Source organism: Mesorhizobium sp. M0074, assembly GCF_040322975.1.
In the GTDB taxonomy this organism is placed as follows: Bacteria; Pseudomonadota; Alphaproteobacteria; order Rhizobiales; family Rhizobiaceae; genus Mesorhizobium.
The window spans coordinates 224,267-238,913 of record NZ_JAMYUM010000001.1 but is presented as its reverse complement, the minus strand read 5'-3'; the positions used below and the strand labels follow the sequence as shown (position 1 = coordinate 238,913).

Annotated in this window: 13 protein-coding genes, 1 tRNA gene and 2 pseudogenes; 7 read left to right on the top strand and 9 right to left on the bottom strand. The window is 61.4% G+C overall.

Features of this window, described 5'->3' with window-relative positions:
* Window positions 1-80: 80 nt before the first annotated feature.
* Both NKJ73_RS01240 and NKJ73_RS01235 read left to right on the top strand, forming a co-directional pair.
* Window positions 81-296: pseudogene (locus NKJ73_RS01240) on the top strand (ArsR family transcriptional regulator); the annotation flags it as partial.
* 3 nt (window positions 297-299) lie between these two features.
* The gene (locus NKJ73_RS01235) at window positions 300-1,319 is read left to right on the top strand and encodes an ROK family protein (protein ID WP_352568309.1); all 1,020 of its coding nucleotides are present in this window, start codon (window positions 300-302) and stop codon (window positions 1,317-1,319) included.
* Window positions 1,320-1,387: 68 nt separating this feature from the next.
* Here the strand turns inward: NKJ73_RS01235 and NKJ73_RS01230 are convergent, their stop codons facing one another.
* Window positions 1,388-2,347 carry a DMT family transporter gene (locus NKJ73_RS01230; RefSeq protein ID WP_031211408.1) on the bottom strand — a complete coding sequence of 320 codons (960 nt, stop codon included), beginning with the start codon at window positions 2,345-2,347 and terminating at the stop codon, window positions 1,388-1,390.
* Between the two features lie 398 nt (window positions 2,348-2,745).
* Between NKJ73_RS01230 and NKJ73_RS01225 the strand changes: the two genes are divergently transcribed.
* From NKJ73_RS01225 to NKJ73_RS01215, 3 genes and pseudogenes are all read left to right on the top strand, one after another.
* A complete protein-coding gene (locus NKJ73_RS01225) occupies window positions 2,746-4,077 on the top strand; it encodes a PQQ-dependent sugar dehydrogenase (RefSeq protein ID WP_352568060.1) in 1,332 nt (443 codons plus the stop codon).
* A gap of 97 nt (window positions 4,078-4,174) precedes the next feature.
* Window positions 4,175-4,429, top strand: a pseudogene (locus NKJ73_RS01220) (FAD-dependent oxidoreductase); the annotation flags it as partial.
* A gap of 231 nt (window positions 4,430-4,660) precedes the next feature.
* Window positions 4,661-5,194: a hypothetical protein gene (locus NKJ73_RS01215; protein WP_352568059.1), complete on the top strand. Its 534-nt coding sequence runs from the start codon at window positions 4,661-4,663 to the stop codon at window positions 5,192-5,194.
* Here NKJ73_RS01215 and NKJ73_RS01210 read toward each other — a convergent pair whose 3' ends face one another.
* The 7 genes from NKJ73_RS01210 to NKJ73_RS01180 are packed head-to-tail and all read right to left on the bottom strand — an operon-like array spanning window position 5,195 to window position 12,672.
* The gene (locus NKJ73_RS01210) at window positions 5,195-5,734 is read right to left on the bottom strand and encodes an NADH-quinone oxidoreductase subunit B family protein (RefSeq protein WP_023675516.1); all 540 of its coding nucleotides are present in this window, start codon (window positions 5,732-5,734) and stop codon (window positions 5,195-5,197) included.
* A 12-nt stretch (window positions 5,735-5,746) separates the two neighbouring features.
* Window positions 5,747-7,264 carry a hydrogenase large subunit gene (locus tag NKJ73_RS01205; protein WP_352568058.1) on the bottom strand — a complete coding sequence of 506 codons (1,518 nt, stop codon included), beginning with the start codon at window positions 7,262-7,264 and terminating at the stop codon, window positions 5,747-5,749.
* Between the two features lie 18 nt (window positions 7,265-7,282).
* A complete protein-coding gene (locus NKJ73_RS01200) occupies window positions 7,283-8,734 on the bottom strand; it encodes a hydrogenase 4 subunit F (RefSeq protein ID WP_023675518.1) in 1,452 nt (483 codons plus the stop codon).
* Window positions 8,731-9,393 (bottom strand): hydrogenase-4 component E, encoded by a 663-nt coding sequence (locus NKJ73_RS01195; RefSeq protein ID WP_023675519.1) that lies wholly within the window; start codon window positions 9,391-9,393, stop codon window positions 8,731-8,733. Before NKJ73_RS01195 ends, NKJ73_RS01200 begins: the two co-directional genes overlap by 4 nt.
* Complete coding sequence (locus NKJ73_RS01190; RefSeq protein WP_352568057.1) at window positions 9,393-10,349, bottom strand: respiratory chain complex I subunit 1 family protein; 957 nt, start codon at window positions 10,347-10,349, stop codon at window positions 9,393-9,395. Before NKJ73_RS01190 ends, NKJ73_RS01195 begins: the two co-directional genes overlap by 1 nt.
* Window positions 10,340-12,361, bottom strand: coding sequence for a hydrogenase 4 subunit B (gene hyfB, locus NKJ73_RS01185; RefSeq protein WP_502896717.1), 2,022 nt, complete (start codon window positions 12,359-12,361; stop codon window positions 10,340-10,342). Before hyfB ends, NKJ73_RS01190 begins: the two co-directional genes overlap by 10 nt.
* The gene (locus NKJ73_RS01180) at window positions 12,358-12,672 is read right to left on the bottom strand and encodes a helix-turn-helix domain-containing protein (RefSeq protein ID WP_023675522.1); all 315 of its coding nucleotides are present in this window, start codon (window positions 12,670-12,672) and stop codon (window positions 12,358-12,360) included. The genes hyfB and NKJ73_RS01180 overlap by 4 nt, the downstream gene beginning before the upstream one ends.
* A 209-nt stretch (window positions 12,673-12,881) precedes the next feature.
* On the opposite strand from NKJ73_RS01180, the gene NKJ73_RS01175 reads away from it, so the two are divergent.
* Window positions 12,882-13,352: a hypothetical protein gene (locus tag NKJ73_RS01175; protein WP_352568056.1), complete on the top strand. Its 471-nt coding sequence runs from the start codon at window positions 12,882-12,884 to the stop codon at window positions 13,350-13,352.
* Here NKJ73_RS01175 and NKJ73_RS01170 read toward each other — a convergent pair.
* Window positions 13,347-13,423: transfer RNA gene (locus NKJ73_RS01170), tRNA-Met, on the bottom strand. The genes NKJ73_RS01175 and NKJ73_RS01170 overlap by 6 nt on opposite strands.
* Before the next feature lie 236 nt (window positions 13,424-13,659).
* On the opposite strand from NKJ73_RS01170, the gene NKJ73_RS01165 reads away from it, so the two are divergent.
* Window positions 13,660-14,634, top strand: coding sequence for a Gfo/Idh/MocA family protein (locus NKJ73_RS01165; protein WP_352452922.1), 975 nt, complete (start codon window positions 13,660-13,662; stop codon window positions 14,632-14,634).
* Window positions 14,635-14,647 lie beyond the last annotated feature (13 nt).

Here is a 14,647-nt window from a genome sequence, read left to right as displayed (position 1 = left end):
GCACGGTTCGTATCGACCGCTTGTGGCCCGCGATTTGAGGTCGTGGCCGGCGAGATTCAGTAATCTCCGTTCTTTCCAAGATGACATATTTGGGCTATCAGTCAACGTGCTTTGTGCCCATCATGAACAAACCTTCGCTTAGAAATTGGCTGATCGACAGGCCGTCCGCGTCGCCGGAGAGCCTGATCGTCCGATGCCTGCGCGAGCGCGGCGTGCTTTCTGCGTCGCAAATTACCCGCATTACCGGTTTGGCGCGGTCGACGGTTTCAACCGCGCTCAACGGCTTGAGAAAATCTGGGATGGTGATCGAATCCTCGGCCCATCATGACGCGGCGAGGGGTATCGGCAGGCCTGCCACGACATTGACGCTCAATCCCGCTGCGGGCACCTGCGTCGGCATCCATCTGGGCCTCGACGAGATGCGGTGTGTCGTCGCTGACGTCTCGCATTCTTTCGTTGCCGAACAAACTATCCCCATGGGTCTGGACTACCAGCCGCAACAGGCGGCCCAGCTCGCCAAGTCAGTGATTGCCCGATGCTACGAAGAGAACGGTCTGCCGATGGCGGGGCTCCTGGGGGTTGGGGTCTCCGTCTCGGGCCCAGTCAGCCGCGAAGGAGTGGTGCTGCGCGCGAGTATCGTTCCGACCTGGGCCGGGGTCAACATCCGCGATGTGTTCGGGCCGGTCCTTGAACAGCCGATCTTCGCCGACAATGAGAGCAACTGCTCGGCCATTGCCGAGCTGATGTGGGGTGCGGCCGTCGGCCAGGACGATTTCGTGCTGTTCAAGGTCGATCTGGGCGTCGGCGGGGCCATTGTCCAGCACGGTCGGCTGGTGAGCGGCATCGCCGGCGGCGCCGGCGAATTCGGGCACATTAGCATCGATCCCGGCGGCGACCTTTGCCGGTGCGGCAATCGAGGATGCCTGGAGCTCTATGCCAGCTTTGCCGGACCGCTCGAGCAGATTTCGCGCATCGTGCGGCGGCCGGTCACGATGGACGACGTGATCATGATGGCCGAGGAGGGCGACGTGGGGGCGCTGCGGATGATCGAGGACACCGCCGAGTTCGCCGGCCGTGGCCTTGGCCTGATCGGTTCGGTTCTCAATCCGCCGCTCATCATCATCAGCGGCCGCATGGCCTTGGCGGGCGACATTCTCCTGGCGCCACTGATCGCATCATATGAACGCCACACGCTCATCAAGTCCCGCGATGTGGCCCCGGCGCTGCGCACGCGGATAATCGTTGGCAAGCACACGGAGAACGATGCATTGCTCGGCGCGGTCGGCCTCGTGCTGCGCCACAACAGCCGGCTTCAGTGACCCGGCTTGCTTCGGGTGGCGCTCTGATTTTGCGAGCTGCTCGCCGAAGCAGCGGAACTGATGTTTGCCTACGCGACACGCACCGTGCGCTGCCTCGGCTTGATCGCGGTGGCGAGCAGCAGGCCGGCGATGATAAAGGCGGCGCCGGCGAGATCGTAGTCGTGCAAGCTTTCGCCAAGGACCAGATAAGCGAGAACGGCGACGAAGGCGGTCTGGAGATAGAGCAGCATGCTGGCGCGCCCCGCACCAAGCGTCTCGACGCTACGGTTGTAGAGATAGTACATCAGAGCGCCGCCGGGGCCGGCAACATAGGCGAGAGCCAGAAGGCCGTTCGCATGCAGCGCCGAACGATCCCCGGAAAACAATTCCCAGAGATAGAAGGGCAGTGCGGCCAGCGCGCCGGCTCCCAGCAGCAGGACCACCATCGGCAGAAGCTCGATAGCGAATTTGGCGCGACGCAGCAGCACGGTGTAGAGGCCCCAACAAAACGCGCTGCCGACGATCCACAACTCGCCGGGATTGAACTGCAGCTGCATCAGCGCGGCAAGGTCGCCGCGCGCCACGATCACCACCATCCCGGCCAGAGCGACCAGCGCTCCAAGCGCTTTCCAGATACCGAGGGGCTCGCCGAGCACGAAGCGGGCAAGCACCATGGTCATGATCGGCGACAGCGCCATGATGATGCCGGCGGTTGTCGCGTTGGTGTAGTTGAGGCCCGTGTAGATCATGCCCTGACACAAGGTTAGCCCGATAGTGCCGATGACCAGCACCTCGATCACCCGGGATTGGATCAGCACGAGCATCGCCCCGTGATGACGATGGACGATAGGCAGCAGGATCGCGCACGCGAGCGTCAGCCGCCAGAAGCAGAGCGCCCAAGGCGGCATCTCGGGGGCAACCCACTTGGCGGCGATATAGACGCCGGCCGACAGGAGCCAGCAGAGCGTCGCGAGGGAATAGGCGAGCGGAAGTGATGCGCCGGGTGTCGCCTTCGCTACACTTGGATGTGCTATCGGCAGCGATTGGATATCCGTCTCCTCCCACCGCAGACTTTAGCAGATTTGCGGCGTCTTGCTAAGCAGCAACAACAGCTGTTTCACCAGCTGGTGCAATCGGTGGGTCATTGTGGGTCCCGCCGTTCACGGTCTCCTTCCATTCGAACGCATGTTGGCCCATGAGCAACTCGATACCGAAAAGCGCAAGCCGTACCGATTTCGCGCGATACAAATGTGAGATTTATATTGCGCGACAGATATTCGCGCGGTTGCCACAATCTTCTCGCGCCATATTTCTACCGAGCGCAGATCTGTCGCGAATTCCTGGCCCTCGGATTACGAGCGCCGCTGTTTCGAAGCAATTGGAAGAATAAGCCACTGACTTCCGTTTGCACAAAGAGCGCGACACAAATCCATGCGGAGGACGTCCGATGCATGCCGGCTTCCCAGGAAGCGTACTCGTAGCGGTGTTGGGCACCGTCATGGCAAGCTGCGCTGGCATTCCGGCGCAAAAAACCGGGGCAATATCCGGCTATGGCCCCAACCCCACTTTACCGAAACCAAGACCGACGCTGATCCCGACTGTTAACATCGCCGAGGCGAAAGGCTGGCAGAAAGAAGGTATGCCGACCCCGGCGAAGGGGCTGACAGTGAACGCCTTCGCCACCGGCCTCGACCATCCGCGCTGGCTACATGTGCTTCCGAACGGCGATGTGCTGGTTGCTGAAACCAATGCCCCTGCCAAGCATGACGAAGGCTTCAGTCTTAGAAAGGTCTTCATGGACCTAGCTATGAAGCGGGCTGGCGCCGCGACCAAAAGCGCCAACCGCATCACGCTCCTGCGCGACACCGATGGCGACGGCATTGCGGATGTGCGCACGACGTTCGCGGAAGGCCTCAATTCGCCCTTCGGCATGACGCTGTCCAAAGGCAAACTCTTTGTCGCGAATACCGACGCGCTCGTCGCTTTCCCCTACTCCAATGGCCAGACCCGAGTCAGCACGTCGCCGGAAAAGATCATCGACTTGCCGGCCGGGGACCTCAACCATCATTGGACCAAGGACGTGATCGCAACTCCGGATGGACGCAAGCTCTATGTCACCGTTGGTTCCAACAGCAACGTTGGAGAAAACGGCATAGCCGCGGAGAAGAACCGCGCTGCTGTCCTTGAAGTGGATCGGTCTACCCGCCGCACTCGGGTCTTCGCCTCGGGCCTGCGCAACCCGAACGGGCTCTCCTGGAATCCTGAGACTGGCCAGCTTTGGGTCGCCGTGAACGAGCGTGACGAGATCGGCGACGACCTTGTGCCGGATTACATGACCTCGGTTCGTGACGGCGCTTTCTACGGCTGGCCCTACAGCTACTACGGACAGAACGTCGACGAACGTGCCAAGCCGCAGCGCCCCGATCTCGTGGCGGCAGCGATCAAGCCCGATTACGCCCTGGGCTCTCATACCGCCTCGCTGGGACTGACCTTCTCCAAAGGCGCGCGGCTCGGTTCGGCCTACGGCAACGGCGCCTTCGTCGGCCAGCACGGCTCGTGGAATAGAAGCGTGCACAGCGGCTACAAGGTCATCTTCGTGCCGTTCCATGGTGGCAAACCGAGCGGTCCTCCGGAAGATGTGCTCACTGGCTTCATCGGGCGTAATGGCGAGGCGATGGGCCGGCCGGTCGGCGTCGCTATCGATCAGACTGGCGCACTGCTCGTCGCCGACGACGTCGGTAATGTCATCTGGCGGGTCCGCCGAGCGAATGGCCGTTGAGCGCAGGTGGCCTTTCTGATTCCGACCTCACAGCCTTCGGCTACAGCGCCACGCCCGATATGGCTGCATTCGGCTGCGATTTCGATGCAAATGCCAGGTGACGACATCGCGCCTGCCGCATGTCGGTCGCTATGGCGACGTCTATTTTGCGCATGGCTATTCGGGCAAGGGGGTGATCCTGTCGACGCTGTCGGGCAAGCTGCTCGCTGAGGCGATCACCGGTGATGCTTCGCGGCTCGATCTGTTTTCGACCCTAAGCCCGCTGCCGTTCCCCGGCGGCACGGCGCTGCGCGGCCCGCTCTATGTGCTCGGCATGCTTTGGTACGCAATGCGTGACCGCATCAAACATTGAGCGCAGGCATGCGCAATGAGGCCGAGCGCCGCCACCAAGCGATTAACGGCTGATTTCGCGGCGGCGTCCGACTTGATCGATCTTGAATATGTTCCGTAGGCAATGGCCGCGAGTCGGTCCATGCCCTGCTCCCGAAGCCTGAGCGCCGATAGACCTGCCTGCTATTTCCTCAGCTAATAGATCGATATGATTGCAGGATTGACCGTTTCATATCCCAGGCGCGGCTCCGATTTGTCTTTCGAAATCGCGCTGGAGACAGTTCCGGTTGAACTGCTATCCAATTTTGTTTCCCTGTTTTTCTTGATCGTGCTGCCCGACAGGTCGGCGCAGGCCGACGTTACTTCTGTACTGACCACTCTCTTTTTCTCGTGCGCAACGGCGGCGGTGGATACGGCCATCACAATTGCCGCGCAAACAATCGTCAATCTCATTGATTCCCCCTTAGAGCACCGCAAACGTGTGGTCGGCTGCTTTGAGACGCCGGCGAAGGCGGTATTCGCGCCTGGCCGGCCCATGCAGCTTCCGACTGCACAAGATTGTAACTACATTAGCTGCAGCGCAAGTAACCATTTCGGACTAGGGAACGGGTTCCCCTTCGATCGAAAGTGCTGGGCTGCCGGCGAAAAAGCAGGCGTTTTAGCCGTTCTCGCCGCCGAGCGCCTTCCAGTTTTGGGACAGAGGTTGGCTGATGCCCTTAAACTCACGGCTACGCATTGGTTGGATCTATGCAGCGACAAGGCCAACCTTGGCAAAGCCTCTACATAGTCACCTTCGGGCAGCACCAGTCTTGGAATTCACGCCCTCAAGCAAGGCGAGCAGGCCTTTCAGAATTTCGATTGGCGGCGGCGGACAACCTGGAATGTGCAGATCGACAGGCAAGGCCTCGGACACTCCGCGCACCACCGCATAGCTGCCGGCGAAACAGCCGCCATTGCCTGCGCAATCTCCCAGTGCGACCACCCATTTTGGGTTGGGTGTTGCGTCGTAGGTCAGCTTCAATGCCTCGCGCATGTTTTTTGTGACCGGCCCGGTGACGAGCAGTACATCGGCATGGCGCGGTGATGCGACGAACCGGATCCCAAAACGCTCGATGTCATAGAAGGCGTTGTTCAGCGCGTGCATCTCAAGTTCGCAGCCGTTGCAGGAACCGGCATCGACCGCCCGGATCGACAGGCTTCGCCCCAATCGTTTGTGAGCAGCCCCATCGAGCGCGCGTGCGAGTTCGTCGACTGCCGTGCTGCTTGCCAACGGCGGACGCTCGGTGAGAGGGGGGCGTATCAGGCTTTCAAAAAGAAGCTTGCGCATGACAGCGTGCCTTCAGAGATCATGGCCCGAATAAGAGCAGTTGAACGATTTGTTGCACAGCGGAAAGTCGGCAACGATGTTTCCTTCGATCGCCGCTTCAAGGAGCGGCCATTGAAACCATGACGGATCACGGAGGTGACAGCGCTCGACCAAGCCGCCCTTGCCAATGCGCAGCCAGGCCAGAATGTCGCCGCGGAAACCTTCGACGAGCGCCATGCCTTCATGCGATCGGTTTGTCTGCGCGAAATCGACGCGGATCGGCCCGTCTGGCAGTTGTCGCAGGACTTGTTCGATCAGGGACAGGCTCTGTTCGACCTCGTGGATACGAATCCATACACGGGCGTTCACATCGCCTTCCTGGAGGAGAGGTACATCGAAGGCGAGTTCGCCATAGGGTGGATAAGCGAGATTGCGTCGGGCATCGAAGTCCCGACCGGAGGCCCGGCCAACGTAGCCTCCGGCGCGATATTGACGAGCGAGTTCCACCTTCAGCCGGCCAGTCGCGACAGTCCGATCCTGCAGCGACGCCGTGTTGTCGTAGAGCTCGACCAGCGCGGGAAACCGCTGCCTGATCTCTGCGATCAGGGACCTGAGCGCTGTCGTGCCCTCATCGCTCAGGAAGCTTGCCACGCCTCCGGGCACGATGCAGTCGCGCATCAAACGATGACCGAAGGCAGCATCGCTTGCCCGCAATACGCGCTCACGCAGCACCCCACAGTGGGCATGCATGAGCGCGAAGGCGGCATCATTGCAGATAGCGCCGATGTCGCCCAGATGATTGGCCAGGCGCTCCAACTCGGCCATGAGCGCTCGCAGCCAGACCGCGCGTGGGGGAACCTGGACACCCAGCGCCGCCTCGACCGCGCGGGCAAAAGCGAGGGAGTATGCCACGGTACTGTCGCCAGAGGTTCTGCCCGCCAATTTGGCCGCACGGTCGATGTCGGACCCCGCCATCAGGCCTTCTATACCTTTGTGCGCGTATCCGAGGCGCTGCTCCAGCCGGACGACCGTTTCACCGCTCGCCGTGAACCGGAAATGGCCCGGCTCGATGATGCCGGCATGCACGGGCCCGACCGGGATCTGATGCAGGCTCTCCCCCTCTGCAGGCAGGAAACTGTACGGGAAGGCAGTCGCAGCAGACGTCCGGACGCGGGTACTCAACGGATAGCTGACACCCCAGTGGCCATGATCAAGCCACTGTCGTGTATCAGGCGCACCTTGTGGTAGGAGCCCGAACAGGTCAGCGGCCGCACGTTCCAGGCGCAATGCGGGCGGATGCAGCCGGCCGACCGATGGGTAGCGGCCACTGGGGCATTCCAGGCTGACGACGCCAATGTCCCCGGCGCTTTCATCGAGAAGTGCCATGTGGACGGCGCCTGGCTCACCCCATAGGCCGAGCAAGCTCCAGTGGCCCTCGGCCAGTTGCTCGACGGCAAAGCCCCATTTTTTCGGAGTCACCACGGCGCGCGACCACGGGAAATGATTTTCGACACGTTGGCCAGCAAGGATGAGGTCGATCAGCCCGGGCATGCTCTTTCTCTCCTCTGCTCACCCCAGGATACTTGCGACGTGCTGGAACCATGTGACCAGCGGTGGCGGCAGATAGATGCCGGCGGCAAACACCAACGCCAAGTGGGAATACATCGGAATGTAGGACGCCTCGGCGGGTGCAGTGCTGCCGCGCGGTTCGCCGAAAGCGACGCCGGTCAGTCGAAGCAGCAGGGCGCCGAAAGCGAGCAGAATCCCGAAAACCAACGGCATCGCCAAAAGAGGGTGTCTTGCAAATGTCGAACTCACGACCAGGAATTCGCTCATGAAGATACCGAGCGGAGGGAGGCCGGCAATGGCAACGACGCCGATGACGAGCGCCCAGCCAAGGGCAGGATGTGTTTCCGTCAGTCCCCGGATTTCGGCGATGTTCTGTGTCCCCTTGACCTGGGCAATGTGGCCGACCGTGAAAAAGATCGCCGACTTGGTCAGGCTGTGCATGACCATGTGCAGCAGCCCGGCAAAATTGGCGAGCGGGCCTCCTATGCCGAAGGCGAACACGATGATGCCCATGTGCTCGATCGAGGAGTACGCGAACAGGCGTTTGATGTCGCGGCGGCGGTAGAGCATGAAGGCCGCGAAGACAAGCGACGTCAGTCCCATCGTGATCATCAATGGCCCAGGTGCGATCGCTTCCGGGCTTGCCGCGAGCAATAGCTTGAAGCGCAGCACGGCATAGAGCGCGACGTTTAACAGCAAGCCCGACAGCACTGCGGAAATCGGCGTTGGACCCTCAGCATGCGCGTCTGGCAGCCAGGCATGTAAGGGCGCAAGGCCGACCTTTGTCCCGTAGCCGAGCAGCAGAAAGATGAAGGCGACATTGAGCAGAGCCGGATCGAAGCGCGCGGCGTGAGCGATGAGCACCGTCCAGACCATCGCATTGGTCCCCTCGCCAACAACCGGCTGTGCAGCCATGTAGACGAGGATGGTGCCGAACAGTGCGAGCGCGATGCCGACGCTGCCCAGAATGAAATATTTCCAGGCTGCCTCCAGCGCTTCGTGCGTGCGGTAGATGCCGACCATGAGCACGGTGGTCAGCGTGGCAAGCTCCACCGCCACCCACATCAAGCCAATATTGTTCGACACGAACGCCAGGTTCATGCCGAACATCATGACCTGGTACATTGCGTGATAAAACCGCAAGTTCGGGACTGTCAGCCGCCCGCTCTCCAGTTCGTGGGCAATGTAGGAAGCGCTGAAGACGCTGGTGGTGAAGCCGACGAATGTGTTGAGCACGATGAAGACGATATTGAGATCGTCGACGAGCAGATACTGCCCAGGCTGCGGGCGGTCGGTGACAAGAAGCGACAGGGCGGCGAGCAAGGTCAGCAAGCTCGCAGCGACATTGACGCCCGCCGATATCCGGTATTTCGGCAGCGCCGCCAGAAGTGCGGCCGCGAAGACCGGTATCAGCAAAATGGCGGCCACCGCATCGAGGGAAAACGCGGTCAACGGTGTTCTCCCCTGTAGTCGTCGAGCGCGCCGACATCCACCGAGTCGAACCTCTCGCGGATGCGGAACAGGAAGACTCCGATGACGATGAAGGCGATAAGGATCGAGAAGGCGACACTGATCTCGACGACCAGAGGCATGCCCTTGGCCCCCGTGGCGGCGAGGACCAGACCGTTCTCGAGCGACATGAATCCGACAACTTGGCTGACGGCGTTGCGGCGGGTGACCATCACCAGCAGCCCCAGCAAAATGATGGACAGCGCGAAAGCCAGGTCCTCGCGGGCGAGGGGATCAGCCTCGGGAGTGACGCGCAGCATCAGGACCATGGACAGGGTCACCAGGCCTATCCCCGCAAGCATCGTCGTACCGATGCCGACGGCGGTCTCGACGTCACGATGGATGCCGAGCCGCTGAATGATGCGATGAAGCCCGACAGGAATGACGATCGCCTTGAAGACGAGGGCGATCGCCGCCGTGACGTAGAGATGATGCGCGTCCTGAATGTATGCCTGCCAAGCTACGGACAGGGCCAGCACGATTGCATGAAGCGCAAAAACGTTGATCAGAGCAAAGAGGCGATCCTGATACAGCATCATGAAACTGACCAGCACTAGGCCGCCGGCGAGCAGGTGAGCGATGTCGAAGGTGAGGCCGTTCATCAGAGGCTCCGCGAGACGAACAGCAGGAGCGTGCCAAGCAGGGCCAGCATCAGCGCTGCCCCGAGGAAATCCGGGACGCGGAAGACGCGCATCTTGGCGATGGCAGTCTCAAACACGGCGAGGAGAACGCCACATACGGCAAGCTTGCCAAAATAGGCGACGACACCCGGAGCAAGGGATTCCAGTCCTGCCCCGGCGCTCGCCAGGCCCCAAGGTAGGAAGACGCAGGAAATCAGCGACACATAGAGCAGAAGCTTGAGGAAGGCGGCAAACTCGATCATCGCCAGATGGCGACCGGAATATTCCAGCACCATCGCCTCATGAACCATGGTGAGTTCCAGATGGGTCGATGGGTTGTCCACGGGTATGCGGGCGTTTTCGGCGATCGCCACCATCACGAGGGCGATGAGCGACATCCCGAGCGACACCCGCAAGCCAACCTCCGGTGACCCCATGAAGGCGGCGACCGTTGAGAGTTGCGTAGCACCCGCGACGAGCGCCAGGCTGAACACGATGAGCAGCATGGCGGGTTCGGCCAGCGAAGCGATCATCACCTCGCGGCTCGAGCCGATGCCGCCGAAGCTCGTGCCGACGTCCATGCCTGCCAGCGCCAGGAAGAACCGGGCGCTTCCCAGCAGTGCGACAATGGCTATGAGATCGGCGGTCCAACTGAATGTAAGGCCGGCGGCGAATGTCGGGATGAGCGCCGCGCCGACCCAGGTGGTGGCAAAGATCAGATAGGGCGTCACGCGAAACAGCCAGGATGCGTTGTCCGCCAGAACGACTTCCTTGCGCATCAGCCGCAAGAGATCGCGGTAAGGTTGGATCAGGGAAGGACCCTGGCGGCGCAAGAGCCGTGCCTTCACCTTGCGCACGAATCCGGTCAGGAGCGGCGCCAGCAAAAGCACCAGCGCCATCTGCGCGCCTTGAACGGCCAACTCGAGAATCACGGCCATAGTGCGAGCACCAGGAGCAGGACAATGAGAAAGAGAAAGACGAGGGTCAGGTAGCGCCTGATCGTCAGGAACTGCAGATGGTTGAGGTGGTCGGTCGCAAAGTCGAGGGCCCGGCCGATAGGCAGGTACAGCGTCTCCCAGATCACATCATGCATTTCGACATTCAGACGAGCCGGACCGGTCTCGCCAGGTGCCGGCATTTCGACGGTTTCCCTTGCACGGAATACGAACGTGCCGAAGACGCGGCGGATAGGCTGCGCGAAGCTGACGGCCGTGTACTGCGAGCTCGGGACCACATCCGGGAAGCCACAACCCCAGGCGGGACCCCGACGGAGTGCATGTGATGCAAAGCGATGGATCACATATGCCGCAGCGGATGCGGAAAAGGCGATGAACAGGAACACCAACAGGCCGTTGTAGGAACTGCGGCTCGCTGCAATCGGCACGATAGACAGCCAGGGCTGGGCCATCTGCACAGGCATCCGACTGCCGATCAGTGGCAGTGTCACCGATGAGAGGCCGTCTATCACAAGACCGGGCAGAATGCCGGCCAGGAGACAAAGGGCAGCGAGAATGAACAATGCCGCCAGCGAGTAGCGGTCGACCTCATGCGCCAGTTCCACCGCGGCCGAGCGTGGCCGGCCGAGGAATGTAATCCCGAACGCCTTTACAAAGCAGGCCGCGGCCAGTGCCGCTGACAGCGCCAGCAGACCGCCAACGGCGGGCACCATGACCTTCAGTCCCCATTGTGGCAGATCGGGGCTCTGCAATATGGCCTGAAAGGCCAGCCATTCGGAGACGAAGCCGTTGAAGGGTGGAAGTGCCGAGATCGCGACGCAACCGACGAGAAAGGCAAAACTTGTAAAGGGCATGCGGTGGATGAGACCGCCCAGCTTCTCCATATCCCGCTCTCCGGTTGCCGTCAGAACGGCGCCCGCGCCGAAAAACAGCAGGCTCTTGAAAAAGGAATGGTTGAGGACGTGGAACAGCGCGGCGGTGAGGGCCAGCGCTGCAGCCGATGGCATGGCGTTCGCCTTGAAAGCGAGCGCGAGACCAAGGCTTACGAAGATGACGCCGATGTTTTCAATGGTGCTATAGGCAAGCAGTCGCTTCAGGTCCTTTTCCATCAGCGCGTAGAGGATGCCGAGAACCGCCGTCAGGCCGCCAAGGAAAAGCACGGCAACGCCCGACCACCATGCCGGCTCACCGAGCAGATCGAAAATAACGCGTATGAAGCCATAGACTGCGACCTTGGTCATCACGCCGCTCATGAGAGCCGAGACGTGGCTTGGCGCGGCCGGATGAGCGAGTGGCAGCCAAACGTGAAGCGGGACGAGTCCAGCCTTGGAGCCGGCGCCCAGCAGCATGAGAACCAGGACGAAAGCAGCGGCGAACGGGGTCGGGTCGGCGGCTCGCATCGCGTCGAATGTGTAGGTTCCATCGGATCCGGCGAGCAGGCCGAACGCAAGCAGCAGCGCGAGTGTGCCGAAGCTCGCCATCACGAGATAGATGTAGCCCGCCCGCGCATTGTCCTGCTCGCGATGGTGCGCCATGACGAGCGCCCAGGAGGCGAGCGACATGAATTCCCAAGAAAGCAGGAAAGTGAAGGCGTCGTCGGCCACCACGACAAGGTTCATTCCGGCTAGGAAAGCCGGGAAGAACGGCAGCACCCGATGCGGCGCAGACTCATGCCTGCCGTAGCCGAGGCCATAAAGGCTGGCCATGGAGCCGCCGAAGTTGACGACGATGAGGAAGAAAGTCGAGAGCGCATCCAAACGGAAATGAGCGCCAATCCATGGCAATCCAAGAGGCAACACCACAGTCGACGGGGTGACGGGATTGTCGGCGATGCGGCTCGCGAGAACCATGAGCACGGCCGCCGATATACCTAGCGTCAAGCCGTAGATCAGGCGTGTTCCCGAGTCGGATCTGCGGCTTTCCGCAATCGCAAGCACCGCAGTCCCCAGGAGCGCAGCGACGCCCCACAGGAGGACCGCGGCCCCCGAAATCACGCCACGCTCCTCACGGGGAGTTTGGCATCCGTATCGACCCCGCCAAGGATTTTGGCGGGGTCAAAATCCGCTTTCAGTCGCACGCCGCGCCCGCCGATTTGGCTGGAGGCGCCTTCAGCGATCAATTCCACGCCGGCGAGGTCAAGTGCCCCGATCAGCTTCATGAGAGAATCGACGTTACCCCGAATAATCGACTCGCTGGCTTCCATGCGTTGAATTGTCGGCACGGAAAGACCGGACAATTCGGCAAGCCTGCGCTGGTCGATGCCAAGGAGCGCCCTCGCGGCACGCAACTGTGGAGCAGTTATCACGGTCGCATCCCCCTTTTTGATCAGCTTTGAGATATTATCTCTACGTCTTGCAGCATATATTAAAATGCGGCGCATTCAATTAGTGATGCGTGGCGCATCTGTCTTGAGGCTGTAGAAAACCGGGCGATACGCCCTGCGCCTCGAACCAAAGCCATGCGGCCGTTCCCGTCACTGCCAGTCTTGTCGCCAGCCGTCTCGGATTGCGCGTGATGGCGCCGGCGATGGGCCTTATCTCGGCCGGCCACTCGATTGGAGCCGCCGCGGGCTACAGGCCTTTTCAGGATCCGACCGGCACCTGGACCGTCAATGATGCTCGTACCGGGCGGCCCGCCGAGATGGGCAGCCGAACCATCGTTGGAATGAACCAGCACGATCCCGAGGAACTCGCCGATCTCCTCAACGGGCTGAATGCACAAAGGCAATCTGGTTCTGCGGACGGAATTTCTGAAGAAAGCGTAGGAGAGCCACCGCTGCGATGGGATGTTGTCTCGAGGCTTGTACGGGAGTGCAATCTAGAGCACCGAAACGTCATGGCCCTCGCAGCTATCGGATCGCCCTGTCTTGAGAGAAGCGCCCTGCTGCAAAACCGGGTGTCAAAATTGCAAAATCGCGCGACCCGCTACATGAGACGACTGGCACCGTACATCTCTATGTATCTGATTTTTCTTGGAATTTGGTAGCGGGAGAGGGACTTGAACCCCCGACCCCAGGATTATGATTCCCGTGCTCTAACCAACTGAGCTACCCCGCCAAGGCGGCGAAGGCCCGAAATCCAGCTTAAATCGGCAGGCATATCGGCGCGTTCGCCAAGGTCGCGCGGATATAAGGTTGCGAGGCCAAGCCTGTCAAGCATCGAAGTGGCTGCCGCGCCGGCATATTGCTGGCGCCTAAAGCTTTGCCGGGCAGACATTTGGGCGCACAGGCCGGGGTTGAGTTCAGCGAGGCACGTCGCTATGTCTCGGCCACGAAAGCCATGGTCATGAATTGATGAAACCGCGCATTGCAGTCCTCGGTTGCGGATACTGGGGCAGCAACCACATCCGCACCCTAAAGGCGCTCGGCGCGCTGCATGCGGTTTCGGACGTCAACCCCGCGCGTGCGGAGGGTTTTGCCAGCGAGCAGGATTGCCTGGCGATAGAGCCGGAGGCGCTGTTTGCCCGCGACGATGTCGACGCCATTGTCATGGCGCTGCCGCCGCAGTTCCATGCCGACATGGCGGTGCGCGCCGTGCTCGGCGGCAAGGACGTGCTGGTGGAGAAGCCGATCGCGCTGACGGTGGCCGATGCCGAACGCTCGGTGCAGGCGGCCGCCGATAATGGCCGTGTCTTCATGGTCGGCCACGTGCTGCGCTTTCATCCCGCCTTCGAGACGCTGAAGGCGCTGATCGACAATGGCGAACTCGGCGAAGTCCGCTACATCCATTCGCATCGGCTCGGCCTCGGCAAGTTCCACACCGAAAACGACGCGCTATGGGATCTGGCGCCGCACGATCTGTCGATGATCCTGGCCATCACCGGCACCGAACCGGTCGAAGTGCGCGGCGAAGGCGCTGCTCTTCTCGACAATCTCAGCGACTTTGCGCATCTGCACATGCGCTTTCCCAACGGCCTGCGCGGCCATCTGTTCGCCTCGCGGCTCAACCCTTACCGCGAACGGCGGCTGACCGTTGTCGGCACCAAGGCGATGGCGGTGTTCGACGATGTCGAGCCGTGGGAGCGCAAGCTTGCCGTCTATCGCCACGCGGTGTGGCAGGACAGCGGCCAATGGGCGTTCACCGCCAACGAGCCGTCCTATGTCGCGGTCGGTGAGGGCATGCCGCTGACGCGCGAGCTGGAGCATTTCATCCACTGCATCGAGACGCGGGCCGAACCGCGCACCAGCGGCGAGGAGGCCATCCGCGTGCTGCGCATCCTGACCGCCGGCACCGTCGCCCATACAAGGCCCGCCCATACAAGGCCCTAAAAGAAAACGCCGT